22 protein-coding genes and 1 tRNA gene are annotated in these 26828 nt (G+C 63.7%); 3 read left to right on the forward strand and 20 right to left on the reverse strand.

The features are described from left to right. Nucleotides 1-21 precede the first annotated feature (21 nt). The 4 genes from radA to alr form a co-directional block, all read right to left on the reverse strand. Nucleotides 22-1410, reverse strand: a complete 1389-nt coding sequence (radA, locus tag EK16_RS06040; RefSeq protein ID WP_038036078.1) for a DNA repair protein RadA — start codon at nucleotides 1408-1410, stop codon at nucleotides 22-24. Nucleotides 1411-2117: 707 nt separating this feature from the next. Continuing rightward, nucleotides 2118-2924, reverse strand: coding sequence for an ABC transporter ATP-binding protein (locus EK16_RS06045; RefSeq protein ID WP_051928999.1), 807 nt, complete (start codon nucleotides 2922-2924; stop codon nucleotides 2118-2120). Between the two features lie 24 nt (nucleotides 2925-2948). Continuing rightward, on the reverse strand, nucleotides 2949-3722 hold the full coding sequence (locus EK16_RS06050; RefSeq protein WP_038035325.1) for an MlaE family ABC transporter permease: 774 nt from the start codon (nucleotides 3720-3722) through the stop codon (nucleotides 2949-2951). 93 nt (nucleotides 3723-3815) lie between these two features. Beyond that, entirely contained in the window at nucleotides 3816-4997 is a 1182-nt protein-coding gene (gene alr, locus EK16_RS06055) for an alanine racemase (RefSeq protein WP_081910311.1), read from the reverse strand. Nucleotides 4998-5225: 228 nt separating this feature from the next. Here alr and EK16_RS06060 point away from each other — a divergent pair, with 228 nt between their 5' ends. Continuing rightward, nucleotides 5226-5807 (forward strand): DJ-1/PfpI family protein, encoded by a 582-nt coding sequence (locus EK16_RS06060; RefSeq protein ID WP_038035327.1) that lies wholly within the window; start codon nucleotides 5226-5228, stop codon nucleotides 5805-5807. 267 nt (nucleotides 5808-6074) lie between these two features. Then, nucleotides 6075-7655: a bifunctional phosphoribosylaminoimidazolecarboxamide formyltransferase/IMP cyclohydrolase gene (gene purH, locus EK16_RS06065; RefSeq protein ID WP_038035328.1), complete on the forward strand. Its 1581-nt coding sequence runs from the start codon at nucleotides 6075-6077 to the stop codon at nucleotides 7653-7655. 307 nt (nucleotides 7656-7962) lie between these two features. Here purH and EK16_RS06070 read toward each other — a convergent pair whose 3' ends face one another. The 8 genes from EK16_RS06070 to EK16_RS06105 all read right to left on the reverse strand — a co-directional run bounded on the left by EK16_RS06070 (nucleotide 7963) and on the right by EK16_RS06105 (nucleotide 15313). Next, nucleotides 7963-8199 (reverse strand): DUF4170 domain-containing protein, encoded by a 237-nt coding sequence (locus tag EK16_RS06070; protein WP_038035329.1) that lies wholly within the window; start codon nucleotides 8197-8199, stop codon nucleotides 7963-7965. Beyond that, entirely contained in the window at nucleotides 8196-9020 is an 825-nt protein-coding gene (locus EK16_RS06075) for an inositol monophosphatase family protein (protein ID WP_156098504.1), read from the reverse strand. Before EK16_RS06075 ends, EK16_RS06070 begins: the two co-directional genes overlap by 4 nt. Nucleotides 9021-9030: 10 nt before the next feature. After that, the gene (locus EK16_RS06080; RefSeq protein ID WP_038035331.1) at nucleotides 9031-10383 is read right to left on the reverse strand and encodes a TldD/PmbA family protein; all 1353 of its coding nucleotides are present in this window, start codon (nucleotides 10381-10383) and stop codon (nucleotides 9031-9033) included. 111 nt (nucleotides 10384-10494) lie between these two features. Further along, nucleotides 10495-11757, reverse strand: coding sequence for a glutamate-5-semialdehyde dehydrogenase (locus tag EK16_RS06085; protein ID WP_038035332.1), 1263 nt, complete (start codon nucleotides 11755-11757; stop codon nucleotides 10495-10497). After that, a complete protein-coding gene (gene proB, locus EK16_RS06090; protein WP_038035333.1) occupies nucleotides 11754-12887 on the reverse strand; it encodes a glutamate 5-kinase in 1134 nt (377 codons plus the stop codon). Before proB ends, EK16_RS06085 begins: the two co-directional genes overlap by 4 nt. Then, entirely contained in the window at nucleotides 12884-13936 is a 1053-nt protein-coding gene (gene obgE, locus EK16_RS06095; protein ID WP_038035334.1) for a GTPase ObgE, read from the reverse strand. The genes proB and obgE overlap by 4 nt, the downstream gene beginning before the upstream one ends. 245 nt (nucleotides 13937-14181) lie before the next feature. Beyond that, nucleotides 14182-14439 (reverse strand): 50S ribosomal protein L27, encoded by a 258-nt coding sequence (rpmA, locus tag EK16_RS06100; RefSeq protein ID WP_038035335.1) that lies wholly within the window; start codon nucleotides 14437-14439, stop codon nucleotides 14182-14184. A 187-nt stretch (nucleotides 14440-14626) separates the two neighbouring features. After that, entirely contained in the window at nucleotides 14627-15313 is a 687-nt protein-coding gene (locus tag EK16_RS06105) for a 50S ribosomal protein L21 (RefSeq protein WP_038036089.1), read from the reverse strand. Between the two features lie 491 nt (nucleotides 15314-15804). On the opposite strand from EK16_RS06105, the gene EK16_RS06110 reads away from it, so the two are divergent. Next, nucleotides 15805-15894 (forward strand) — tRNA-Ser (locus EK16_RS06110). Between the two features lie 42 nt (nucleotides 15895-15936). Here EK16_RS06110 and EK16_RS06115 read toward each other — a convergent pair. From EK16_RS06115 to EK16_RS06150, 8 genes are all read right to left on the reverse strand, one after another. After that, the gene (locus tag EK16_RS06115; RefSeq protein ID WP_156098505.1) at nucleotides 15937-18009 is read right to left on the reverse strand and encodes a transglycosylase domain-containing protein; all 2073 of its coding nucleotides are present in this window, start codon (nucleotides 18007-18009) and stop codon (nucleotides 15937-15939) included. Nucleotides 18010-18288: 279 nt separating this feature from the next. After that, the gene (locus tag EK16_RS06120) at nucleotides 18289-20061 is read right to left on the reverse strand and encodes a heparinase II/III family protein (protein ID WP_081910312.1); all 1773 of its coding nucleotides are present in this window, start codon (nucleotides 20059-20061) and stop codon (nucleotides 18289-18291) included. A gap of 171 nt (nucleotides 20062-20232) precedes the next feature. Then, entirely contained in the window at nucleotides 20233-21405 is a 1173-nt protein-coding gene (locus tag EK16_RS06125; protein ID WP_038035339.1) for a ketose-bisphosphate aldolase, read from the reverse strand. A 204-nt stretch (nucleotides 21406-21609) separates the two neighbouring features. Beyond that, nucleotides 21610-22146 (reverse strand): ferritin family protein, encoded by a 537-nt coding sequence (locus EK16_RS06130; RefSeq protein WP_038035340.1) that lies wholly within the window; start codon nucleotides 22144-22146, stop codon nucleotides 21610-21612. Nucleotides 22147-22285: 139 nt separating this feature from the next. Beyond that, nucleotides 22286-23110 carry a 2-oxoacid:ferredoxin oxidoreductase subunit beta gene (locus EK16_RS06135; protein ID WP_038035343.1) on the reverse strand — a complete coding sequence of 275 codons (825 nt, stop codon included), beginning with the start codon at nucleotides 23108-23110 and terminating at the stop codon, nucleotides 22286-22288. After that, nucleotides 23107-24918 (reverse strand): 2-oxoacid:acceptor oxidoreductase subunit alpha, encoded by a 1812-nt coding sequence (locus tag EK16_RS06140; protein WP_051929002.1) that lies wholly within the window; start codon nucleotides 24916-24918, stop codon nucleotides 23107-23109. The genes EK16_RS06135 and EK16_RS06140 overlap by 4 nt, the downstream gene beginning before the upstream one ends. Nucleotides 24919-25053: 135 nt before the next feature. After that, nucleotides 25054-25863, reverse strand: coding sequence for a metal ABC transporter permease (locus EK16_RS06145; protein WP_231573620.1), 810 nt, complete (start codon nucleotides 25861-25863; stop codon nucleotides 25054-25056). Beyond that, nucleotides 25860-26786 (reverse strand): metal ABC transporter ATP-binding protein, encoded by a 927-nt coding sequence (locus tag EK16_RS06150; protein ID WP_081910313.1) that lies wholly within the window; start codon nucleotides 26784-26786, stop codon nucleotides 25860-25862. Before EK16_RS06150 ends, EK16_RS06145 begins: the two co-directional genes overlap by 4 nt. Between the last annotated feature and the right edge of the window lie 42 nt (nucleotides 26787-26828).

A 26828-nucleotide genomic window follows, 5' to 3' on the forward strand; every position in this document is an offset into this window, starting at 1 on the left:
AGGCCTGCCTTGCAGGATCGATCATGAGCCCCCGCCGCCTCCGGTTGCGATCATGGCCACCAGATCCGTGACATGGCCGATTTCGCGGATGTTCAGCCCTTCCGTCTTCGGCCGGCGGGGCAGGGGGGCGGTGAGCACTTCCGCAAATCCCAGCTTGGCCGCCTCGCGCAAGCGCTGTTCCACATGTCCCACCGGACGGATGACACCGGAAAGGGCAATCTCGCCAAATATCACCATGCCCGCCGGCAGCGGCTGACCACTGAGCGAGGAGACCAGCGCCGCCGCTGCCGCGAGATCAGCCCCCGGTTCGCGGATTTTCAGACCGCCCGCCACATTGAGATAGACATCATGCCCGGCGAAGCGGGCCCCGGCATGGGTTTCCAGAACGGCGAGGATCATGGCCAGCCGTGCCGCATCCCAGCCCACGACCGCCCGTCGCGGCGTGCCCAGCGGCGTGGGGGCGGCCAGGGCCTGAACCTCCACCAGAAGGGGACGCGCACCTTCCATGCCGGCGAAAACGGCGGAGCCCGCCGCCCGCTCTCCGCTGTCGCCCAGAAAGAGCAGGGAGGGATTGCGCACCTCAATGAGGCCGCTTTCCGCCATTTCGAACACGCCGATCTCATCCGTGGGGCCGAAGCGATTCTTCACCGCGCGGAGAATGCGATACTGATGGCCGCGGTCTCCCTCGAAATAGAGCACCGTATCCACCATATGCTCCACCACGCGCGGACCGGCGATCTGCCCCTCCTTGGTCACGTGCCCCACCAGCAGCATCACCGTGCCGCTTTTCTTGGCAAAGCGGATGAGGGCCTCAGTGCCGGCGCGCAGCTGTGTTACTGTTCCCGGCGCCGATTCGATCACGTCCGACCACAGGGTCTGGATGGAATCGATGACCACCACATCCGGCGCTCCCTCGTCGGAGAGGGTGGCGATGATGTCGGCGACATTGGTCTCCGCCAGCAGCTGCACCGGCGCCTGCGCCACCCCGAGCCGCTGCGCCCGCAGGCGGATCTGATCCAGCGCCTCCTCACCGGAGACATAAACGCAGCGCCGTCCGTTCTCGGCCATGGCGGCCAGAGCCTGCAGAAGAAGGGTGGACTTGCCAATGCCGGGATCGCCGCCGATGAGAATGACCGAGCCCGGAACAAGACCACCGCCGGCGACGCGATCCAGCTCCGCAAGCCCCGTGCTCAAGCGTGGCGGACTTTCCCCTCCACCGGAAAGCGGCTGCAAGGCCTGCGCCCTTCCCTTTGGCAGGCGCTTGCCCTTGGCGCCGGAAAGCGGCTGGGCGGTGGCGCTGGTGTCTTCCACGAGGGTGTTCCACTCGCCACAGGCATCGCACCGCCCCACCCAGCGCGGATGCACGGCCCCGCAGGCCTGACAGATAAACGATGTGCGATTGCGCGCCATGAAGCAGACAAATCCCGAATGCAAATGCATCAGCACCCCAAGAGAGGCCTAGCATACCCCGGCCATGCGGGGCTATGGTTTGAACACTACACGACACAAAATCGCTGTATTTTTCGTCACCCCTCATAGATGCTTTTACCAAGTCATTCTCCCACCATCGCCCAAACTAGGAGTGTGTTGTTTTTATCTTAAATATCAACATGTTACGTCATGCCCGGGCGTGTCCCGGGCATCCAGGGGCGTTTTTCGCATGCAGGAATGGCAAGTAGAAACGGTTCTTCCGGGCTCTGACTTTCAAGAGGAACTTTCCATCAAAGAACATACGGTTCAGACCAAGCCTGTTGGCAAATGCCATCGCTAACCAAAACCACATCATCCGTGGCCCTAGATTGCCGGGACGGGGCCCGGCAATGACACTTTATTATGGTTTATCAATGAGTTAAACAACTAGCTCCAACTCATGGAAAGCTTTTTTCCTCGGTCAATTTGACGGCAACAGCACGCTTTCTGAATTTCCTCGGACTCGCTTGGGTGAAAGCCTTAGGTCTCGTGCCGCAAACTCATGCGTTTGTGGCCTTAGATACCGGCTTTCGCCGGTATGACGATGGGGGTGCTGTGCAGGATCCTTGTCCCGAACATCCAGGGAAGGTGGTGTGTAATGTGTGTCGACAAGAAAAATGCGTCATTCTGACGCAAGCTGAACAGGTTCACTTTTGCGAAACGTCCATCTTGATCGGGCCTTCGGCGCGCCCGTGGATGAACTGATCGACGTAAGGATTGCCGGAATGGTCGATCTCGGAGACGGGGCCGTGCCAGATGATGCGGCCCTTGTAGATCATGGCCACTTCATCGGCGATGCGCCGCACCGAGGCCATGTCATGGGTAATTGAAATGGCAGTGGCGCCCACATCTCGCACGGTGGAGACGATGAGTTCGTCGATGATGGCGGCCATGATGGGATCGAGCCCCGTTGTGGGTTCGTCGAAGAGGATGATGTCCGGCTGGTGTGCGATCGCCCGCGCCAGACCGACGCGCTTTTGCATGCCGCCGGAAAGCTCCGCCGGATAGAGATCGGCCACCTCCGGCCCCAGCCCCACCTTGGCCAGGGTCTCGATCGCCTTTTCCCGCGCCTGCCGCCGGCGCATGCCCCGGCCCTGGATAAGGCCGAAGGCCACGTTTTCCCATACGGGCAGGGAATCGAACAGGGCCGCGGACTGAAAGAGCATGCCGAACTTGCGCATGACGCGATCGCGCGCGCGGCCCCTCAAGTGGGTGGTGTCCTCACCGTCGATGATCACCTGCCCGCCGTCCGGCTCCAGAAGGCCGATCAGACACTTGAGCATGACCGACTTGCCGGTGCCGGAACCGCCGATGACCACCAGCGAGGAGCGCCGCCGCACCTTCAGGTCAATGCCATCAAGCACCACCTTGTCGCCAAAGGCCTTGCGCAGGCCTTTCAGCTCCACATGGATATCGTCCGGGGGTGGTGCGGCATGTGTCTGCTTTTCGCTCATGGCCCTGGCTTTTGAGAAATGGATTCAATCGGCGAACAACAACGAGGTGAGCACGTAATTCGCGGCGAGAATGAGGATGGAGGCAGAGACCACCGCATTGGTGGTGGCGCGGCCCACGCCCTGGGCGCCGCCGCGCGAGTTGAAGCCGTGATAGCAGCCCATCAGTGCGATGATGAAACCGAAGACCGCCGCCTTGATCAGGCCGGAGGTGATATCCTGCATCTCGAGGAAATCAACCGTGTTCTTCAGATAGGCGCCGGCATTGAAGCCCAGCGAGCGGGTGCCGACGATATAGCCGCCCATGATGCCGATGATATCGGCGATGATCACCAGAAGCGGCAAAGTGATCACCCCGGCGACGATGCGTGGCCCCACCAGATAGCGATAGGGATTGGTGGAGAGGGTCACAAGCGCATCGATCTGTTCCGTCACCCGCATGGTGCCAAGCTCCGCCGCGATGGCGGCGGAAACACGCCCGGCCACCATCAGCCCGGCAAGCACGGGCCCCAGCTCGCGCGTAATCCCGAGCGCGACGATGGAGGCCACAAGTGATTCGGCATTGAAGCGCGTGCCGCCGATATAGATCTGCAGCGCCAGCACCCCGCCGGTGAAAAAGGCCGTCAATCCGATCACCGGCAGGGAGTTATAGCCCATCCGGATCATCTGGATGAGAATCTGCCGCGGATACCAGCGCGGCGTCAGCCCGATCAGCAGCGCGTTTTTCAGGAAAAAGGCGAGCCGGCCCGTCTCTGCGAGCAGATGCAGCACGACGCGGCCTATCTGGGCGAGCGGATTCACGGATCGTCCCTTGAACTCCCGGCTGGCCGGACGTGCCCGCCTCCCCCTTCCGGCGAGACGTCCGCATCGTTCCTGAGCACCGGCGAGAAGGGATCACGACCGCGCGCCGTTTCCCGCCGGCACGTACAGACGTGTATAGCGCCCTCCCAGGGAAGTCAAAATCTCATAGGAAATGGTGCCGGCCCATTTGGCCACCTCATCAACGGTCACATTGGGGCCAAGCACTTCCGCCCGCACGCCCCGTTCCACGAAATCCTCCGGAACATCGGTGACATCCACGCAGATGCTGTCCATGGACACGCGCCCGATCACCGGGGCGTAATGCCCGCCAATCATCACCTGCGCCGGACCATTGCGCGCCGGCCAGCTCAAGGAACGCAAATAGCCGTCGGCATAGCCCAGCCCCAGCACCGCAACCCGCGATGGCCGTTCCGCCCGCCAGGTGGCGCCATACCCCACCGTTTCGCCCTTGCGCAGGCGGCGCACCATGAGCACGGGCGCATAAAGCGAGACCACCGCCCGCATGGGATTGGGCCTGTCGGAGAAAGGATTGCCGCCATACAGGGCAATGCCGGGGCGCACCATGTCGAAATGATAGGCCGAACCGATGAGCGTGCCGGCCGAATTGGCCAGCGAGGCGGGCACATCCGGGAAAAGAGCGCGAATCTCGGCGAAGGTTTCGCGCTGCCGCTCATTCATGGGATCACCGGGTTCATCGGCACAGGCCAGATGGCTCATGACCAGCTCAAGCCGGCAGGCACCGAGCAGATCACGATCGCCCGCCAGCCTGTGCGCCTCATCGAGGTTAAGGCCCAGGCGGTTCATGCCGGTATCCACATGCACCGCCGCCGGCAGCCGCATCTCGCGCATGCGACAGAAGGCGGCCCATTCCGTCACCTCCGGCAGCGAAGACAGCACCGGCCGCAGCCCATGGTCCGCATAGAAGGCGGCTTCTCCCGGCAACAAGCCGTTGAGGACCCAGATTTTGGCCTCCGCCCCCAGAGCTGCGCGCAGATGGGCGCCCTCCTGCGGCAGGGCCACGAAGAAATGCCGGCATCCGGCATCAAACAGCGCCTGCGCGACCGGCACCGCGCCAAGGCCATAGGCATCGGCCTTGACCACGGCGGCGCAGATGGCGCTTGCCGCCTTCTCCTTCAGATGGCGCCAGTTGGCAACGACCTGGCCCAGATCGATGGTGAGAATGCCGCCGGCGCGGGCCGGATCCTCCGGCGGTGGTGTAAACGCATGAACTTCGCTGACCGTCCCCTTGCTCACGATCTTCCCCTCGGCTGGCGCCCGGTTTCGCAAGCCCTTGCGGTCTGGCGAAAACGTGGGCGAGGCGCCCCCGCAGCACGCTAATAGATGAACATTGCCAGATTGTCATAATTATGGCCTCACCCTTTCCCGCTCTGGGCAAGCGCCGGCGGCTGCGATACCCTGTGCGCGTGGCAGGCCAGAACCATGAACGTGTCCGCTTCATTCACCATCAGGGAGGAAAGCGAGATGGCCAAGAAGATCCTACTCCTCTGCGGCGACTTTGCCGAGGATTACGAAACCATGGTGCCGTTCCAGACACTGCAGGCGGTGGGGCATGAGGTGCATGCCGTCTGTCCGGACAAGAAGGCGGGGGATCAGATCGCCACCGCCGTGCATGATTTCGAGGGGCATCAGACCTATTCCGAAAAACCGGGGCATAACTTCACCCTGAATGCCGATTTCGACAAGGTCAAGGCCGATGATTACGATGCGCTGGTCATCCCCGGCGGGCGCGCGCCGGAATACCTGCGGCTTGATCAGCGGGTGATCGATCTGGTGCGGGCATTTCACGAGCAGGGCAAGCCCATCGCGGCCATCTGTCATGGCGTGCAGATCCTGGCGGCGGCGGACATCGTGCGCGACCGGGAAGTGTCCTGCTATCCGGCCTGCGCGCCCGATCTGAAGTCGGCAGGCGGCAAATACGCCGACATTCCCATCGATGCCGCCCACACCGACGGCAACCTGATCACCGCCCCCGCCTGGCCGGCGCATCCGGCATGGATGGCGCAGTTCCTTCAGGCCCTGGGCACGCGCATCTCACATGAATAATCACCACAAGCCCCTGGTGCAGCAATATCAGGCATAACCGGCACGGGCATCCGTGCCCCCTTATATCAAGGCGCGCTTTTTACCGGCGCGCCCCTTCTTTTGAAGGCAGGAAAGCCAACCGGAAAGGTGCGCAAGGAAAGAGCGGTTTTCCGCAAAGAATTTGACGGAACCTCTGTGGAAGCGTTTACCTGCGCGGGAAGGATCTGCTATCAGCAGCCCCGAACATTCCGCATGTGATCAGGACAAGCCAATTTCCGGAGAAGAGCCATGTCGCAGCCGATCCGCCGTGCCCTGCTTTCCGTGTCCGACAAGACGGGCCTTGTCGATCTTGCCCGTGCGCTTGTTGACCGTTTCGGGGTTGAGATCGTCTCCACCGGCGGCACGGCACGCACGCTGAAGGAAGCCGGCATTCCGGTCACCGACGTGTCCGACATCACCGGCTTTCCCGAGATCATGGACGGCCGGGTGAAAACCCTGCATCCCAAGGTACATGGCGGTCTGCTCGCCGTGCGCGGCAATGCGGAACATGAAGCGGCCATGGCCGAGCATGGCATCGCGCCAATCGATCTGCTCGTGGTCAATCTCTATCCCTTCGAGGAGACGCTGGCGTCCGGCGCCGATTATGACACCTGTGTGGAGAACATCGACATTGGCGGGCCGGCCATGATCCGCGCCGCGGCCAAGAATCACGCCTCCGTCACCGTGGTTGTCGATCCGGCCGATTATGAAAAGCTGCTTGGCGACATGGCCCAGCATGACGGCGCCACCTGTGCCAAGTTCCGCCGCAAGCTGGCGCAGAAGGCATTCGCCCGCACCGCCGCCTATGACGCCGCCATCTCCAACTGGCTCGGCCGCGTGGTGGCGGATCCGGAACAGCCGGAGACGGCCTGGCCGGTGACCTTCACCGCCCAGTTCGTCAAGAAGCAGGACATGCGCTATGGCGAAAACCCGCATCAGCGGGCCGCCTTCTATGTGGATTCACAGGGGCCGCAGGAGCCTTCCGTGGCCACCGCCCGACAGCTTCAGGGCAAGGAGCTCTCCTACAACAACATCGCCGATACCGACGCGGCGCTGGAATGCGTCAAGCAGTTCGACGAAGCGCCGGCCTGTGTCATTGTCAAGCATGCCAACCCCTGTGGCGTGGCCCTGGGCGAAAGCCTGCTTGAGGCCTATGACCGCGCCTATGAGACCGATCCGGAATCGGCCTTTGGCGGTATCATCGCCTTCAACCGGCCGCTGGATGCGGAAACCGCGGCGGCGATCATCGATCGGCAGTTTGTGGAGGTCATCATCGCGCCGGAGGTGAGCGAAGATGCGGCCGAAGTCGTTGCCCGCAAGAAGAACGTGCGCCTGCTCGCCTGCGGGCAGTGGCAGCAGGAGCCGGCACCGCGGCTGGATTTCAAGCGGGTGAACGGCGGCCTGCTCATTCAGGATGCCGATCTTTCCCTGTTTGACAAGCTGGAGGTCGTCACCGAGCGCGCCCCCACCGAGGAGGAGATGCGCGATCTGATCTTCGCCTGGAAGGTCTGCAAGTTCGTGAAATCCAACGCCATCGTCTATGCCAAAGACAACCACACCATCGGCGTTGGCGCCGGGCAGATGAGCCGGGTCAATTCCGCCCGCATCGCCCGCATCAAGGCGGAGCAGGCGGGGCTGGAGGTGAAGGGCTCGGTGGTGGCGTCCGATGCCTTCTTCCCCTTCGCCGATGGCCTTCTGGAAGCGGCCGGCGCCGGCTGCACCGCCGTCATCCAGCCCGGTGGCTCCATTCGTGATCAGGAAGTCATCGAGGCCGCCAACAAGGCGGGGCTGGCCATGGTCTTCACCGGCATGCGCCATTTCCGGCACTGACTGCGCCCCCCAAACTTTAACGCGAGCCCCATATCGTCATACCGTAGATCAGCCGGTATCTCAGACCACAAATTCATGAGTTTGTGGCCCGAGACCTAAGGCTTACGCCGGGGTGATGAGGAAGATGGTAGCCTTATGTTGTGTAGCGTGGTTCGGCATGATCGCATCACATAATTCATAAGCGGGTGAAATTATTGGTTTTTAAACATGAATCATTTGTGCGAATGCGGTAGGTCACATGACCCGCCAAAACGGTTCGGACCGGGATGAAATCCCGTTCTTAACGTCTGGTGGACCGGTGAAACAATCAGTCCTCCGGCTCCAGCAGGCGGTGAATGTGCACGATGAAATAACGCACCTCAGCGTCGTCGATGGTGGCGCGGGCCTTTTCCTCCCATGCCTTGTGCGCCTCTGCATAGGAAGGAAAGATGCCCACGATATCGAGATTATAGGGATCGGCGAATTCAACGCCCTGCACATCCTTCAGCCGTCCGCCGAAAACGAGGTGCAGATACTGCTTCGATTCATAGACATGATCGCTCATGAGGGCCTCTTTTTCTCCGTCGCGTGCGTTTTCCGTTTTCCATGGCGCGCAGGGGGCTTCAGCCCCGCCAGCCGTTGCACGATCTTTTCATGCAAGGAAGGGTTTGCGGCAACCACGCCATAGGGATGGGGATCTTCCCTGTTGTAGACGATGGGCCGGCCCCTGGCATCGCTGATGACACCGCCGGCCTCACGCACAATGAGATCGCCCGCCGCCAGGTCCCATTCGCTCTTGCGCCCGGGGGCGAACATGCCGTCCACCTCCGCCGAGGCGACGAAGGCCAGCCGCAGCGCCAGCGAGGGCAGGCGCATGGTGAAGACATCCTCCGGCCAGGGGGTCTGCCAGCGGGCCGGATCATGCACGAAGGCGGGCGCGATCAGGCGCGCGCTTTTCAGATTTTCCCTGGAGCTGACATGAACGGCCCGCCCGTTCTCAAAAGCGCCGTCCCCGGCCTTAGCCTGCCACAACCTGTCAAGCGCCGGGGCCCAGATAAGGCCGATGACGGGCTTGCCGTCCTCCACCAGCGCCAGGGAAATGCACCAGGTCGCCTCGCCGGAGAGATAGCTGCGCGTGCCATCCACCGGATCGAGCACCCATACCCGCTTTTTATGCAGGCGCGCGGCATCGTCGCGCGTTTCCTCCGAGAGCCAGCCATAGTCCGGCCGCGCCTGAAGGAGCATGGTGCGCAGCGCTTCATCCACGGCGAGATCCGCTTCGCACACGGGTGTGTTGTCCGGCTTGCGATGCCAGCGCGGGCCTTTTCGGAAGTAGGACAGCGCGATTTCGCCGCCGCGCCGGATGGCGGCGAGGGCCAGGTCCATGTCGCTGTCCTCAGCGCCCGGCAATGGTCATGCCCTCCACAAGACATGTGGGCGCATTGCGCGCATCACGGAACTGCAGGTCGTTGGCAGGGGTGAGATGCAAGAACATCTCCGCGAGATTGCCCGCAATCGTCGCTTCGCTGACCGGATGGGTGATCTCCCCGTTCTCGATCCAGAAGCCGGAAGCACCGCGCGAATAATCGCCGGTGACGATGTTCACGCCCATGCCGATCAGCTCGGTGACCAAAAGCCCCTGCCGCACGTTCTTGATCAGGGCATCCGGCGTTTCCCGGCCGGCGGCGATATAGAAATTGGTGGAAGCCGGCGAAGGCGGCCCGCCGACGCTGCGGCTGGCATGTCCGTTGCTCTTCATTGAAAGCTGGCGCGCCGTTGCCAGATCCAGCAGCCAGTGGGCAAGAACACCATCATCAACAACAGCCAGCCGCTCCGGTTTTAGCCCCTCGCCATCGAAGGGCTTGCTGGCCAGCCCGCGTGTCATGAACGGATCGTCGATGACGGAAACGCCTTCTGCCAGAATGCGCGCACCCATCCTGTCCTTGAGGAAGGAGCCGCCGCGCGCAATGTTCTGACCATTGATGGCGGCGGCAAGATGCCCGGCCAGAGAAGCGGCCACGCGCGCCTCGAAAATGACCGGTGCGCCGCTTAAAGAGTCAGGCTTTCTGGGATGCAGCCGCCGCACCGCCCGTTCGCCCGCCTGGCGCCCGATCTGCTGCGGATTCTCCAGATCCTGAAAATGGCAGCGGCTGTCATAATCCCAGTCGCGCTGCATGTCCGCGCCGGTGCCGGCGATGACGGAGGCGTAAACGCCATAGGACGTGCGGCTGTAACTGCCGAGAAAGCCGTTGCTGGCGGCAAGAACCACCACACGGCGGGAAGCGGAAGCCCCCGCACCGGAAGACTTGCTCACACCATCCACGGCAAGCGCCGCCGCTTCGCAGCTCAGCGCCAGCTCTTCCAGCCGGTTTTCAGAAACGGCAAAGCCGTCGTCGATATCCAGATCCGGCAGATCGCGCGCCAGCATCTCCTCCGGCGCCAGCGCCGCATGCGGATCCTCCGGCGCCACCCTGGCCATGGCCACGGCACGTTCCGCCGCTTCCGCAAGATCGGCATGCAGGGGATCGCCCAGGGAAACCACTGCCTGGCGCTTGCCGCAAAACACGCGCAAGCCCATGGACAGCCCGTCAGAGCGCTCCAGATGCTCCAGGGCGCCGTCGCGCACGGAGACCTCGACACTTTCACCGCCCGCCACCACAACATCGGCGGCATCCGCGCCCGCCTGCCGGGCCTTCTGCAGGGCCTCTTCCGCCACGCGTTCATACGGGCCGGTGTCGATCTCGCTCATGCTCTTAAATCCCTGCCACGCTGAATGTGCGCCCAACGGGCGGAAAACGTGCCTTCCCGCAAAAGCTCCGTGCGCTTTAAGCAAACAGCCCGCTTGAAAATCCGGATGTCCTTACGGGCGTGTCTGGCCGTCTCCCCGCACTTGATACTTGAAGGTGGTGAGCTGTTCCAGCCCCACCGGTCCGCGGGCGTGAATGCGGCCGGTGGCGATGCCGATTTCGGCACCGAAGCCGAATTCGCCGCCATCGGCAAACTGGGTGGAGGCATTGCGCATGACAATGGCGCTGTCCACCTCGCGCAAGAAGGTCTCGGCGGTCTCGTCATTTTCGGTAATGATGGCGTCGGTATGCTGCGAGCCATAGCGGCGGATGTGCTCAATGGCGCCTTTCACGCCATCCACGAGCTTCACCGAGATGATGGGCGCCAGATATTCCGTGGACCAGTCTTCCTCGCTCGCCGGCTTCACGCGCGGATCCACCGCCTGCGTGGCCTCATCGCCGCGCACTTCGCAGCCGGCATCGAGCAGAGCCTTGACCACCGGCGCCAGCAGCGTATCCCGCGCCGCAGCATCCACGAGGGCGGTTTCCGTGGCACCGCAGATGCCGGGGCGGCGCATCTTGGCATTCACGGTCACGGCCACGGCCTTCTCAACATCGGCGTCGCGGTCGATATAGGTGTGGCACAGGCCCTCGAGATGGGCGAAAACGGGCACGCGCGCCTCCTCCTGCACCCGCGCCACCAGGGACTTGCCGCCGCGCGGCACGATGACGTCAATGGCGCCATTGAGCCCTTTCAGCATCTCGCCCACCGCGGCGCGATCCGTCGTCGGCACCATCTGGATGGCCTCTCGCGGCAGGCCGGCCTCCTCCAGCCCCTGCTGCAGGCATTCCACGAGAATGGTGGAAGAGCGGAACGAATCCGAACCGCCGCGCAAGATCGCGGCGTTGCCCGACTTCATGCACAAGGCGCCGGCATCGGCCGTCACATTGGGGCGGGATTCATAAATGATGCCGATCACGCCGATCGGCACGCGCACCCGCGCGATCTTCAGGCCATTGGGCCGCTCCCATTCCGCCATGACCGAGCCCACCGGATCCGGCAGGGCGGCGATGGCCTCAAGCCCGGCGGCGATGGCCTCCACCCGGTTGTCATCAAGCATGAGCCGGTCGATGAAGGCATCGGTGCGGCCCGCGTCCCGGGCGGCCTGCACGTCTTCGGCATTGGCCTTGATGATCTCGTCCTTGCGCGAACGGATGATGCGCGCCATGGCTTTCAGCGCAGCATCCTTCGCCTCCGTGGCCGCATGGGCCAGGGCTTCGGCGGCGGCGCGCGCCTTCTGGCCCACGTCCGCCATGAGGGCGGTGATGTCCTTCATGCTTCCTGCGCTCCCGTCAGCACCAGATCGTCCTTGTGGATGAGCACGTCTCGCCCCGCATAGCCGAGCGCGGCGGCGATCTCGTCGGATTTCAGCCCGCGGATGCGGTCCACTTCCGCATGATCGTAATTGACCAGCCCCCGCCCCAGTTCATTGCCCGCCTCATCGAGGATGCGCACGGCATCGCCGCGGCTGAAACGCCCGCGCGCCGCAATCACGCCTACAGGCAGAAGGCTCTTGTTGCGCTTGAGCGCCGCGGCAGCACCGGCATCCACCACGATGTCGCCTGCCGGAACCAGGCTACCGGCGATCCAGCGTTTGCGGGCGGCAACCGGGTTTGCCGAGGAGGTAAACCATGTGCACCGGGCCCCGTCAAGGATGCGCCGGATCGGATGCATCTCGCGCCCGGAGGCGATGACCATGTTCACGCCCGCCTGCGTGGCGATGCGCGCCGCCTCCAGCTTGGTGCGCATGCCGCCGGAGCCTACCTCGGTTTCGGCATCGCCGGCCATGGCCATGATCCGGGGCGTGATGCGGGAGACTTCAGGGATATGCCGGGCGCCTTCCGTGCCGGGCGGAGCGCTGTAAAGCCCGTCCACGTCGGACAGAAGCACCAGACAATCGGCATGCATCATGGAGGCCACCCGGGCGGCGAGGCGATCGTTGTCACCATAGCGGATCTCGTCGGTGGCCACCGTGTCATTCTCGTTGATCACCGGCACTGCCCGGTGTTTCAGCAGCGTATTCAACGTGGCGCGCGCGTTGAGATAACGCCGCCGCTCCTCGGTATCCATGAGCGTGAGCAGGATCTGCCCGGCCACGATGTCATGCCGGCCTAAAGCCTCCGCCCAGGCCCGCGCCAGCACGATCTGCCCCACGGCGGCCGCCGCCTGGCTTTCTTCCAGGCGCTTCTGCCGGGCGCGGGGCGGGAGTTTGAGCAGGCGTGCGCCCAGTGCGATGGAGCCGGAAGAGACCACGAGGATATCCGCCCCTTGCCGATGCAGGGCGGCGAGATCGTCCGCCAGGGTTTCCAGCCAGGCCTGTTTCAGCCGCCCGGTCGATGTATCCACGAGCAGGGCGGATCCGATCTTGACCACGATCCGGCGTGCCCGGGCCAGTCGTTCGCTCATGGCTGCCAGCCCTTTTGCGCAGTCTCCGCCTCGTCCTCGAGGATCCGTTCCTCCGCGCGCACGGATTTGATGGTCTCCAGCAGGCGGCCCATCGCCTCCTTCACTCCCTCGCCCGTGGCCGCAGAAAGCAGCAAGGGCGCCTTGCCCGTGCGCTCGCGAAAGTCCTCGGCGATGAGATGGCGCGTCTCCTCATCGACGAGATCGATCTTGGACAGGGCCACGATCTCCGGTTTCTCGGCGAGGCTGCCGTCCTCATAGGCGGCCAGTTCCTTGCGCACGGTTTCATAGGCCGAAACGCAATCCTCGTGATTGATGTCGATCAGATGCAGGAGCACGGCGGTGCGCTCCACATGACCAAGAAAGCGCGTGCCCAGCCCCGCCCCCTCATGCGCGCCTTCGATCAGCCCGGGGATGTCGGCCAACACGAAGGAATCGGTGCCCCGTTTCACCACGCCGAGGTTGGGATGCAACGTGGTGAAGGGATAGTCGGCGATTTCCGGCCGCGCCGCGGACACCACCGAAAGCAGGGTGGACTTTCCGGCATTGGGCAGGCCGACGATGCCGGCATCGGCGATGAGTTTCAGCCGCAGCCAGATCCAGCGTTCCTCGCCGGGCTGTCCCGGATTGGCATGTCTTGGCGCGCGATTGGTGGGCGACTTGAAGCGGGCATTGCCGAAGCCGCCATTGCCGCCCTTCAGCAGCAAGACGCGCTGCCCCGGCCGCGTGAGATCGGCAAGCACGGTTTTCTTGTCTTCGTCCAGAACCTGCGTGCCCACCGGTACTTTTAGCACCACATCGCGCCCCTTGGCGCCGGTGCGGTTCTTGCCCATGCCGTGCATGCCCTTGCCGGCCTTGAAATGCTGCTGGTAGCGGTAATCGATGAGGGTGTTCAGGCCGTCCACCGCCTCCACCCACACGTCACCGCCGCGGCCACCGTCGCCACCGTCGGGGCCGCCGAACTCGATGTATTTCTCGCGACGGAAGCTGACGCATCCCGCGCCGCCGTCGCCGGAGCGGATGTAGACCTTGGCCTGATCGAGAAATTTCATGATCGTTTCATTCCGCCGCCCTTTGGGCGACCCGGTTGTTTCCTGTTCGTCTCTGGTTGCGGTTTTGCCAGAATATGGGTGCGATGACGCGTTTTTTCATCCTGCGTGCCACGTTATGCGCATGACATGAAAAAGCAAAGGCCGGCCGATCTTTCCCGATGGGGCAAAGACCGCCGGCCTTGCATGAGATGTCTTCAGGCCCGTCCCTTACGCATGCGGGCACGGGCCGGGATGACGCCGGCGGCTCACTCCGCCGGGATCACCGACACGTAGGAACGCCCGCCACGGGACGTGTGAAACTTCACCGTGCCTTCCACGAGGGCAAAGAGCGTATGATCCTTGCCCATGCCCACGTTCTCGCCGGGATGCCACTTCGTGCCCCGCTGGCGCACGATGATGTTGCCGGGAATGACATGCTCGCCACCGAACTTCTTCACGCCCAGGCGCTTGCCAACCGAATCGCGCCCGTTGCGAGACGAGCCGCCTGCTTTCTTGTGTGCCATGGCTCAAGCCTCCTGCAGTGTTTTCCTCTGGAGCGGGGCCGCTTTCTGGCTGGCCATGGGAGGCCTGAACAGCCCTTTTGCACGGCGCCTTTCGCTCCGGATGATCGCCTTTCTGTTCAACCTGCCGGGAATGTGCCCGCTCAATACCTTTTCTTCAAGAGGGGCAGGGCGGGCTGATCAAGGCAGGTCATGAATCCTTCTTTGCCGCCTTCTTCTGATCCACCTTCGCCCGCGGCGCCTTGCCGGCCATCAGCTCCTTGGCCTGCTCGATCCATTCCTCACGCTCGATGCGGCCGCCGAGCTTGAGCTTCTCATCAAGTTCCTTGGCCTGTTCCGGCGTGAGCTCCGCAATCTGCTTGAAGGTGGTGATGCCGGCCTCGCGCAGCTTCTTCTCCAGCACCGGACCGACGCCGGACAGCAGCGAAAGGTCATCACCGCCCTCGGCCTTGGCCGCCTCCTTGCTGGCAGGCTTGTCCTTTGCGGCTGCGGCATCGGCCTTGGCCTTTTCCGCATCCTTCTTGCCGGAGGCGGCTTTCTTGGGGCTGACGGACGGCTTCTTGCCGTCGGTGAGGATCTCCAGCACCCGCAGCACCGTATAGTGCTGGCGATGGCCCTTCTTGCGGCGATAATGCTTGCGGCGCTTCTTCTTGAAGATGATGATCTTCGGCCCGCGCTTCTGCTCCACAAGCTCGCAGGCCACGGAGGCGCCGTCCACGAAAGGCGTGCCCACGTGCAGCCCGGAATCGGTCGCCACCATCAGCACCTGATCGAGAACGACCGTGGCGCCCGGCTCGCCCTTAAGTTTCTCAACCTCGATCACATCCTGCGGCGCCACCCGATACTGCTTGCCGCCGGTTTTCACGATTGCATACATGGCGAAGTGTCCTTCCTTCTTTCTTGCCTTTTGTTTTCGCCTGCGCCGCACGGCGCCGCCGCTTTTCGGGGCCAGGAAGAGGCCACCACATGCAAGGGGCGGACTTGTATCGTTGTTGTTCTTGCCTGGGGCAGCAGGCCGGATTTCACTCGTTTTTCCGCTTCAGGCACTTCCCGCGGACGGGAAGGCAAGGCGGCGAAACAAGCACAAAAACGGCAGGCCTTGAATAAAAAGCCCGCCGCAGGTTGCGCGGAGATATGCCACAAAGCCCTTTTGCCGGTCAAGCGCATAAACACGTGCGCGATGCGAAAGATCATTCCCCGGCAGCCAAGCTGAGGCAGCCGGGCGCGGCCAACTGGAAAGAGAATGGGCTTTCCAGTGCCTTCAGCCTCAATGATATTTAAGGAGAACGCCAAAAGGCGCCCCCTTGAGAAACGGCACAAGCTGCGCTATGTCCCTCTTCGCCCCGCGGAACGATCGTTTCCTTGACCGGAGAGGTGCCGGAGTGGTTGAACGGGGCGGTCTCGAAAACCGTTGTGCCCTTTCGGGCACCGTGGGTTCGAATCCCACCCTCTCCGCCATTCACTGTGCTGGGCTGTATTTTCCTGATCAGGGCGGATGGTCTATCGGGCCGGGCCGAAGTTCTGGATGCGGCGGCGGCCGTCTGCTCCGCGGCTGATGGTGCGGCGGGCGGGGCGGAAGTTGTAGCGCTTTTCGCGCGGCTGCCTTTCAGGCCGGAATTCCGGTGCCGTTGGCATATCTGCCCGGGGTTCCGGCTGCGGGGTGCCGCCAAAGATGCGGGTGAGAAAACCAACGAGGCCGCCATTGTTCCTTTGCGCCACCCGTCTTTCCTCCTCCCAGGGAGCCAGATCGGTCTCGGGCGCATACGTGCCGGGAAGCGGCGTGGCCGGACGGTTTTTCAGGGCCCTTTCCATGACGGCTTTCCAGATGCGGGCGGGAAATGAGCCCCCCGTGACCCGGCGCATGGGCGTGTTGTCATCGTTGCCAAGCCAGACACCGGCAACAAGCCCTGAGGTGTAGCCGACGAACCAGGCATCGCGATAGTTCTGGGTGGTGCCGGTCTTGCCGCCAATGTCACGCCCCGGAATTCGCGCGGCCTTGCCCGTGCCATAGGCGACGACCCCGCGCATCATCTCGTTCATGGCGCCAAGATCCGCCGGTTCGATCACCTGACCGAGACCGGAGCCCTTGCGTTCATAGAGCACCTTGCCGTCACGGGTGGTGATGCGGGTGACGATATAGGGCACCACCGCCTTGCCGCCGTTGGCAAAAGGCGCATAGGCGCCCACCAGCTCCAGCAGCGAAACCTCGGACACGCCAAGGGCCAGCGCGGGAACGGGATTGAGCGGAGAGGTGATGCCGAGGCGATAGGCCGTCGCCGCCACGTTCTCCGGCCCCACGGCCACGCACAACCGCACCGCCACGGTATTCAGCGACAGGGCCAGCGCCTTCTTCAGGGTGACCTCGCCATAATATTTGCGGCCATAGTTTTCCGGCCGATACTTGCCGATCTGCAAGGGCGCATCGAGCACGATGCTGTCCGGCGTCCAGCCCATTTCCAGCGCCGTGAGATAGACGAAGGGCTTGAAGGCCGAACCGGGCTGACGGCGGGCCTTGACGGCACGATTGAACTGACTGCGCTTGTAGGAAACACCGCCGACCATGGCCTTGACAGCGCCATCGGCGGCCATGACCACCATCGCCCCCTGCGAAAAGCGCCGTTTTTTGCCATACTTGCGAACCGTGCGCACGAGCGTTTGTTCGGCCTTGCGCTGAATGGCGGCATCGAGCGTGGTTTCCACCACGATCGACTGCTTGAAATCACCTATGAGATCAGGCAGCTGATCCACCACCCAGTCCACGATGTATTGCGTGGCCGAAACATAGGCGGATGGCTTGACGGGGTTGGCGCCCTTCAGGGCATTACGGGCCTCTTCCTCGGTGATGAAGCCCTGCTCGCGCATGGCCTCAATGACGAGGGCTGCGCGTTTTTTCGCTCTCTCGGGATGGAGAATGGGGTTGTATCGCGCCGGCGCCTTGAGCATGCCGGCGAGGATGGCCGCTTCGCCAAGTGTCAGCTCACGCGCCGACTTGCCGAAATATTTCTGCGCCGCCTTTTCAATGCCCACCGCACCGGCGCCGAAATAGACGCGGTTGAGGTAAAGCTGCAGGATCTCGTCCTTGGAATAGCGGCTTTCCAGCCACAGGGCGAGGATGGCTTCCTGGAACTTGCGCTTGAGGGTGCGCTCCGGCTTGAGGAACAGGTTCTTGGCCAGCTGCTGCGTCAAGGTGGAGCCGCCCTGCACCACGCGCCCGGCCCGGAAATTGACCCAGGCGGCACGGGCCAGGCCAAGCGGATCGACGCCGAAATGATGATAGAAGCGGCGATCCTCGATGGCGATGACGGCCTGGGGCACATAGCGTGGCAGTTCCGAAAGCCTGGCCTCGTCGCCGAAGAACGATCCGCGCTCGGCGATGACCTGACCATCGGCGGAAACGAGCATGATGCCGGGCTTGCGTTCCGGAATCCTGAACAGGCCGTCGGAATCGATGGTCATGAAGACATAGACCGTGGCCGCGCCCAGCAGGATCGCGCCCCAGATGGCAAGGGTGAACATCCAGCCAAGCAGGCGGAAAACGAGAGGACGGCGGCGCCGGCGTTCACGGCGGCTCATGGCCTTTCTGCCCGCGCTGCCGGCTTTCGCCGTTTTCGTCCTGCCCTTTTTGCCTGTCGTCTTGCGTGCCACGGATGTTCCTCGTCAATGACGGCTGGCCTTCATGGACTGACTCGTCGGCGATCGTGTCAGCAACATGGCAGAGCGAAGATGAACCGTTGATGAGCGATCCCGTGTGGCTGCCGCGCCTGTCTTATGCAGGTATCTGTATCCCTTTCTGCGATTTTTGAAGGGGTCCCGCCTTTCATGCAGGAGGGCGGCTGTTTCATGAAGGGGTTCTTATGCAAGCGGCAGCTCCGGGCCGGGTTCGGCACGGCGGGTGCGGCGGCGCTTTTCTGCGGCCGGATCCCGCTGCAAGCGCCAGCGAAGAAGGGCACCGTTCTCACCGACAAGCGCCTGAAGGACGATCTGTTTGGTGCGCCGCAAACCCATCGATGAGGTGAGGTAGACGCTGTTTTCCAGCATCAGGTCGCTGTTGCGGGCCTCAAAGCGCCATACGCTCTTGTCTGGCAACACGAGAAGCACGGACTTGCCGTCTCGCGCCGGCGCCGCCTGAACCGCGGGATGGAGATGAAAGCGGATGATGAAGAGATCCCGCGCCGCGGGGCGCCCCGTGCCCGCAGGCACCAGCGCATCTTCTCCCACGAGCTGCGTGCCATCGGCATGGAGATAGATGCGGCGGCGGCATTCGTATCCATCCTGCGCCGCCCAGGCATCGTGTTCGGCCTGAAGGAGCTGGCCCTGCGCGGAAGAGGTGACTTCGGCTTGCACCGTGCGCGGGCCGATGATGGGATCCTCGCGCATGAGAAGACGCCAGAAACGGCCCGTGAGCAAACGGCCGGCATCACGGTCGCCCAAAGTGGGGGCGGAATGGGCCGCGGTGCGTCGCGCGGCACGGCGCCATTCAGCAGACGGAAAGCGCGGCGCGCCGCAGGAGGTGATTACGCGATGGCCGCCATGGGAAAACTCGAAGGCGAGCGTGGAAAGCGCCGCCTGCGGATTGACATGGGACGGCGCCGGATAGCCGACATCGGCAATCAGCAGGGACTGCCCCTGCTGCAGGCGGGCATATCCGGCATGACAGGCATGCACAAGCGGCAGGCCGCAGACGTCATCCTCCTCCAGAACCGCGGTGAGACGCGCGGCCAGGAGATCGGAAACACCATGAAACAGCGCAAGGCCGCCATCGCCATGACGGAAAAACCGCAGCGCGGGCATGGCCCTTTCCAGCGCGGAAGTCAGAGCGGCGGGAAGCGGCAGGCGCGCCTCCTTCATCGCGCGACGCAGAGGAAGGAGGTGGGCCACGATTTCCAGCAGAATGGCAGGCGAGCGCGAAATGTGGCCGCCATCGGGCAGGATCTGCTCGGAAAGCAGCGTGCCGAGCTCCTTCAACGAGCGTTCGCGCAAATTCGCAAGGCCGTTGAGCGCGATGCTGGCATTGGCCAGAGCAATGGCGGCCAAAAGCCGCTCATGCGGCACGGTGATGCGCGGCAGCACCCGCAGGAGACGGCGCACATGCCAGGCGAGCAGGCGGAAGAAGGTCTCGGCATAGGCTTCGGACGCGCCGGCAAGCAGGCGCGGTGCGGCGCTGATGAGATGCACAAGCCGCCGGGCCATGACCGCAGGCTCGTAAGCCTCGCGCGGCAGGCGGGCGCGGCGCGTGGCCCATTCCGCCACCAGGGTGCGGGCATGAACCCGCCAGAGGATGCGTTCGCCGTCAAGCAGGGCATGCAGCCATTCAAAGCCATGAAGCGCGCGGGCAAATTCCGGCGTGGGCGGGGTTACGTCAAAGATGATCTCGCCCGCACAGGCAACCTCCCCACCGGCAAAGGCGAAGTGCCCGGCATAGAGCGCATCGGCGTCATAACGATGAGCCGGCGCAGGCGGCGCCAGCGGCTGGGCCAGGCCGGCAACCCGTATAGCCAGCGCCGTCTGCGGGCGCAGCCGCGCCATGACCTCGGAAGCATATTGCCGCAATGCGCTGCCCCAAAGGGCGAGCGCGGATCCGGGCGCTCCCTGCAAGGCGGGCGTTATGGCCTGTGCGCGAGACATGGACGGTTTCCCTGGCTGATATGGAGGCGAATCACTTCAGCCCCCTGCATTGCGCATGCCGATTGAACGACAGCCAGGGTTAACGAATGGATAACGGAAAGATTCCGTTAACCGAAAGCGGTGATCCGGGTCTCTGCGACTGGCATCGATACGCTGAAGATCAGGCCCGGATCAGTCCAGGAGATAGTCGATACTGATGCGGTCCGCGGCGACGGGGCGGAATTTTTCATCAGCGTAGCGCACGTGATCCGGATGATCGCGGTAGCTGGCGATAACCTCCTCGTGCGCGAAACGGATCAGCCAGGCATGGCGATAGCGGGCATCGGGCCTGACCGCCGTGCCGGTATCCACCCGCCGCACGCCCGGAATGCGCGAAAGCACCTTGCGGCCTTCCTCGATGCGCCGCCGGGTTTCCTCCTCGTCGATGCCTTCGACGTTGTAGATGATGAGGTGCTCCACCTCCCGCCAGGGCTGTGCCGCTTTCAGAACCTCTCCGGCCCTGCCGGCGCTGCCCCAGAGGCGAATGCAGCGGATGCATTCCTCGGCGATCGCCCGGCGCACGCCTTTCATCAGACCGGTATAGCCCTGGGCATTGTCCCGGACATTGGCGGCGATGATACGGGCGGCGGCATCGGACAGGGCCGTATAATAGTTGATCTTGCTGACCCCGTGCGCGATCAGGCGCCGGAACTGTTCATCGGACAGGCCGGTGCCTCCGTGAATGACGAGGGGAATGCCCAGCCGCTCGTTGATGGCGGCGAGGCGTTCGAAATCCAGGCGCGGCTCTCCCTTCATGCGGCCATGCACCGTGCCGATGGAAACGGCGAGAAAATCCACGCCTGTTTCGGCCACGAAGCGCTCCGCTTCCTCTGGGGTGGTGTAGGCGATCTCTCCCGGATGGCGTTCGGCATCCTCGCCCTCGACACCGGGCACATACCCCAGCTCGCCTTCCACGGGCACGCCACAGGCATGGGCCATGTCCACCACCTCGCGGGTGATGCGCACGTTCTCGTCAAAGGGATGATGGGAGGCATCGACCATGACGCCGGTGCAGCCGAGATTGATCCCGCGCACGGCCGAGTCCAGCGAGTGGCCATGATCGAGATGAATGGCGACGGGCACGCTGGCGCGGCGGGCGGCAGCGACGGTGGCGGCCATGGCCAGCTCGAAATCGAAATAGTCGAAATGGGATTCGGCAAGGCTCAGGATCACCGGCGCCTCGGTCTCTTCCGCCGCCTGCATGATCGCTTCCAGGAAATGCAGAGAGACGAGATCAAATGCGGCAATCGCATAGCCGTTTTCATGGGCATGCGTGAGCATGTCCTTCATGTGCACAAGCGGCATGGCCTGACCTCCGGTTTTCTCTGCCCAAAAGCCCTGATCTGTGCGCAGCAGGGATGTATGCTCCCGCCACGGCCCGTTACGGCATTTTGCGCTGTCAGTCTTTCGGATGACGGGCGAAAATCAAGCTGGCCGGGGCGGCTTTTCCACGAAGCGTTTCTTAAAAAGCCGCAAGAAACGCCCCTGAAAATCGCGTGCGTGAAGCAGTCATTCCTGAATCATGGGGGGATCATCGTCATGATCCCAGGCCGCTTCCGGCTCAGGAATGGTGGCCAGTTCTTCTTCCAGCGCGCGGATGTCGGCGGCTATGCGGGCGCGCAGGTCGATGGCATGCCGGCGCACGGCGTCGTTTTCGGTCTCCACGGCGATTTCGTCATAGAAATCATGGATGCGATCAAAAGCGGAAAGCGCCAGCCTGTATCCATGCCAGGGCTGCATGCGATAGTGGGCGGAGAGAATATCCACCGCGCCGGGGCAGCTTTCGCCAAGCCAGCGCAGATCGCGCATATAGATGTTCTTGCGCCATTCCGGCTCCATGGCCGCGAAGATCTCCGCGGCAGAGCGCTTGCGCATATCGGCGAGGCGCTCGAAAAGCTCGGCCATGAGTGGATTGTGATGCACCTCCATCTGGTGCGCGAGCGAAAGCAGGCATTCGCCGCATTCGTCTTCCACCAGATAGGCGGCGATATGAAAATCCTCCAGTGTTTCGATATCCGGCACCGTTTTCTGGATGCGACGGGTCATGCTCCCTCCCTTCGCGCGCCCCGTCCCCAATCGCACGGGGCGCTCACCTGGCTTCACTGATGCATCATTCTTCGCCCAGGCCCGGAAACCCCTGATGCCCGGGTGCAAGCGGCCTGGTGGCGATTAAGCTGGCCGAATTTCATGCCACGAAGGAGTCTAGCACATCCTGCACGCGTTTGCCGGCCTGATCGCCCGGGCCGGTATAGGGCGGCCTGTTTCCCTTCCAGACGATGCCGGTGGACAGTTCCGGCGCAGATGCCACCGCCGCCAGCGCCTCAGCAACACTGCCCGCCGGCGTGAGGGCATGGCGCGCGATCTGATGCTTCCACTCGCGCTCCTCGGGGCGGAAAGTGACGCAGGGGCTTAAGACCTCGATGACCGAAAAGCCGGGATGACGAATGGCCTCGACGATGATCTCGGCAAGATCATTGGGATCGCCGGTGAAAGCGCGGGCAACGAAATTGGCGCCGGCGACGAGGGCAAGCGACATGCCGTCCAGTGGCTGAACATGGGTGCCGGCAGGATAGAGATGTGTGGGATAGTCCGGCTCGGTGGTCGGTGAGGGCTGGCCCTTGGTCATGCCGTAAATGCGGTTGTCCATGACGATGAGCGTCATGTCCACGTTGCGGCGGCAGGCGTGGATGAAATGATTGCCGCCGATGGAATAAATGTCACCGTCACCACCGGCGGCGATGACCGTAAGCTCAGGGCGCGCCAGCTTCAGCCCCGCGGCCGCGGGCAGGGCGCGGCCATGCAGGCCGTGCAGGCCATAGGCATTGACATAGGCCGGAATGCGGGCGGCACAGCCGATGCCGGAGACCACGGCGATTTTCTCCGGTGCGCAGTTCAAGCGGGCAAAGGCCTTGGTCAAGGCGGAGAGCACGCCATAATCCCCGCAGCCCGGGCACCAGATGGGCTTCACACCGCTTTTGAAATCGTTCGGCTTGCGCATGGCTTCGTTCATGACACCGGCGCCTCCTTCAGCGCAATGTTGCTTTCCTGCATGCGTCCGCCGCCAATGGCGTCGATAACGGCGCGGCGCACCTCCGGGGCGGTGATCGGCCGCGGGCCGGCGTGTTTCAAGGAGATCACCTCTTGCGGCAGATCACACCAGGCGCGCAGATAATGCAGGAACTGGCCGGAATGGCTGTTTTCGGCGACGATCAGCGTTTTCACGCCGGCAAGGGTCTCTTCAAGCGCCTCAATGGGCAGGGGTGAGAGCAGGCGCATGGAAACGGTGCGGATGGAAATCCCCTCGCGAGCCAGAACGCGCGCGGCCTCATGCACGGGGCCGGCTGTCGAGCCCCAGCAGATCACGGCGATCTCTCCCTCACCATTCACCTCCGCCCAGGCAGGCCCGTAATCATGATTGCGCAGCTTGCGGGCGCGCTTTTCCAGCATGGCAGCATGATCCTCCGCGCGGGAGGAGGGAACGGCATTCTCGCCATGCTCCAGGCCGTCGGCGGTATACATGCAGCCGGGCGTTCCCGGCAGGGCCATGGGGGAGACGCCGTCTTCGGTGAGCGCGTAGCGCTTGTAGGCATGCGGTGCGCAGGCTTCACTCACCTTGCGCGCCACCTTCACCGCCGGCAAAGGCAAAGGATCGCTGATGGCCTTCATCTGGGCGATTTTCTGATCGGAAAGGACGATGGCCGGTGCCTGCAGGGCCTCGGCAAGCTCAACGGCCCAGGCGGTGGTGAACAGGCAATCGGCGGCGGAAAGCGGCGCCAGAACGAGATGCGGCGCCTCGCCGTGCATGCCGCAGAGGGCGATGTTGAGATCCGTCTGTTCGGATTTGGTGGGAATGCCGGTGGAAGGGCCGCCGCGCTGCACATTGACGACCACCACCGGGATTTCGGCGGAGACGGCAAGGCCCAACCCTTCCATCATCAGGGCAAGGCCGGGACCGGAGGTCGCCGTCATGGACGGCACCCCGCCGAAGGAGCTGCCGATGATCATGTTGATGGAGGCCAGCTCGTCCTCGGCCTGAACCAGCATGCCGCCCTCTGCGGACAACACCGGTGTCATCCATTCGAGAAGGTCGCTGGCCGGGGTGATGGGATAGGCGGCGACGAACCGCACGCCGGCGTGCACAGCCCCGAGACCGGCCATCTGATTGCCGCTGACGATCCAGCGGGGTTTATCCGGTTTTTCCGGCCGATCAAGGCGCAGATTGGCGATGTGATCGGCAAGATCCTCTTGCATCGTCAGATCCCGTCCGGCGCGCAGGCCGGCAAGAGAGGCCTCGACGAGTTTTTCGCCCTTGGCGGCAAAACGGCGGCGGGCGGCGTGCTCCAGACTGGATTCCGGAATGCCAAGAAGCGCGGCAATGCAGCCGAGCGCCACCATGTTGACGCGCGAGCCCGCTTCCTTGGCGGCTTTTGACAAGGGCAGGGAAAGGATTTTGCCGGCGCGCTCCTTCAAGGGCGGGGGCACATCGCCTGCGGCCTTATCCATGATCACAAGCCCGCCCTGCGCCAGCAGGACCTCGGCAGCGAAGCGGTCGAAATTGCGCCAGTCCACCGCCACGAGCAGATGAAAGGCGTCATCGTGCGCCTCAACGGGAAAGGTGGCGAGCCGCACCATAGAGACCGCTTCGCCCCCGCGGATCTGCGGGCCGACGGAGCGTGTCTGAATGCCGTGCCAGCCGGCGTGCGCGGCGGCGGCGAGCAGCATTTCACCGGCGGTGATGACACCGGCGCCGCCGGAGCCGGTGATGGCCACAGAGACGCTCTCACGTGCAGCAGCGTTGTCTTGGGGAGTGTCGGACATGGATCAGGTCCTCATCGAGAATTGCGACCCGTTGCGCAAAGAAGGGCAAAGGGGCCGTCTCTTTGATCCCAAGGCGATAGCCCCGCATGCGCGCGGCGGCCTTGCCCTGGATCAAGCCCTGCAACGATATGGAGATTATCGCCCGAGAATTCTTGCCGCCATGTGAAAAAAGGCGAAGAGAACGAGCGCCGCCAGCACGATGGCAGGGCCCGGCGGCGCATCCCATGTCCAGGCGCCCCAGAGACCGAGGATAACGGAGACCACGCCGGCGAGCGCGGCGAGCGCAACCATGCCTTCCGGCGAGCGGGCCAGGGCGCGCGCGGCGGCGGGCGGCAAGACCAGCAGGGCGGTGAACAGCAAAGCGCCGACCAGAGGCAGCGCCAGCGCCAGAGCCACGGCCAGCAGCAGGGCATGCACAAGGCGGGCGCGGGCGGGATTGAGCCCTTCGGCAATGGCCATTTCCTCATGCACACAGGCCATGAGCAGCGGCCGCCAGACCATGGCGAGCAGGACAATGGCGATCCCGGCAAACAGGGGCGCAAGCCAGGCCTGCGCGGGCGAGACGGCAAGAATGTCGCCGAAAAGCAGCGCCATGACATCCTGCCCGGCCGGGAGAAACAGGGCGGCCATGACAAGACCGGCGGCAAGGGCGCCATGGGCGAAAATGCCCAGCAGGGCGTCTTCCGGCAGGCTGCGGGCAGGCCGGGCCAGATGCACGGCAAGGGCAATCAGCACGGCGATGGCCAGAACACCCCAGGAGACGGACACGTTCAGGATCAGGGCCAGGCTGGCGCCAAGAACGGCGGCATGCGCCAGGGCATCGCCGAAGAAGGCAGTGCGGCGCCAGACGATGACCGATCCCAGCGGCGCGGCGACGATGGCCAGCGCCAGGCCGGAGACAAGCGCGCGCAAAAGAAGAGGGTCAAAACCGGGCAGGCCCATCATTCCTCTCCCTTTTCGTGCGTTTCCTTCCCGGTCGTTCCGGCCTCATGCGCGTTCTGGCCGCGGGTGGTTTTTTCGGTTTCGCCCCTTTGTGCGAGCGGCAGGGGGCAGACATGGCCATCCGCGCCATGAACATGATCGTGCCTGTGCACATAGGGCGCCTGCAGCGGTGACACCGCGGTGCCGAATACCTGCACCCACGCCTCGCTGCCTGTTACTTCCGCCGGCTTGCCTTCGCAGCAGACATGGCGGTTGATGCACACCACGTGATCGGTGCCGGCCATGACCATATGCAGATCATGCGAGACCATGAGGATGCCGCAGTTCAGCTCTTCCCGCAGGCGGGCGATGAGGGCATAGAGCTCGGCCTCGCCGGCGAAGTCCACGCCCTGAACCGGCTCGTCGAGAATGAGCAGATCGGGTTTGCGCAAAAGGGCGCGGGCGATGAGCACCCGCTGCAGTTCGCCGCCGGAAAGAGACTGCACCGGCTTGTCAAGACAGCCGTGCACGCCTGTGCTCTCAAGGGCCTTTCTGCGCTGGCGGCGGGTGGACGATGCGGCAAGGGACAGCAGACGATCCACGGTGAGCGGCAGCGAGGGATCGACATGAAAACGCTGCGGCACATAGGCGATGACCACGTCGGGCTTGAGGATGCGCCGGCCTTCCACCGGCGTAATCACGCCAAGGGCGGCGCGCACGGTGGTGGTCTTTCCGCCGCCGTTGGGCCCGATGATGGTGACAAGCTCGCCGCGATGCACCGAGAAGGTGACATGCCGGATGAGCCAGCGGCCATCGGCCGTGCGCACCCCGACATTCTCCAGCCGCAGGAGCTCCTCACCGCGCGTGGTGGCGGCCTTTGCATCATGCGCCTCCGCGGGCCTTGCGCCTCCTTTCTCTTCGCGGCGTATGGTGCCGGTGGTGATCATGTCGCTTTTCCTTTCCATCATGCCGCCTATATGGCAGGCATG

This window comes from Thermopetrobacter sp. TC1, assembly GCF_000746275.1.
Classification (GTDB): Bacteria; Pseudomonadota; Alphaproteobacteria; order Rhizobiales; family Aestuariivirgaceae; genus Thermopetrobacter.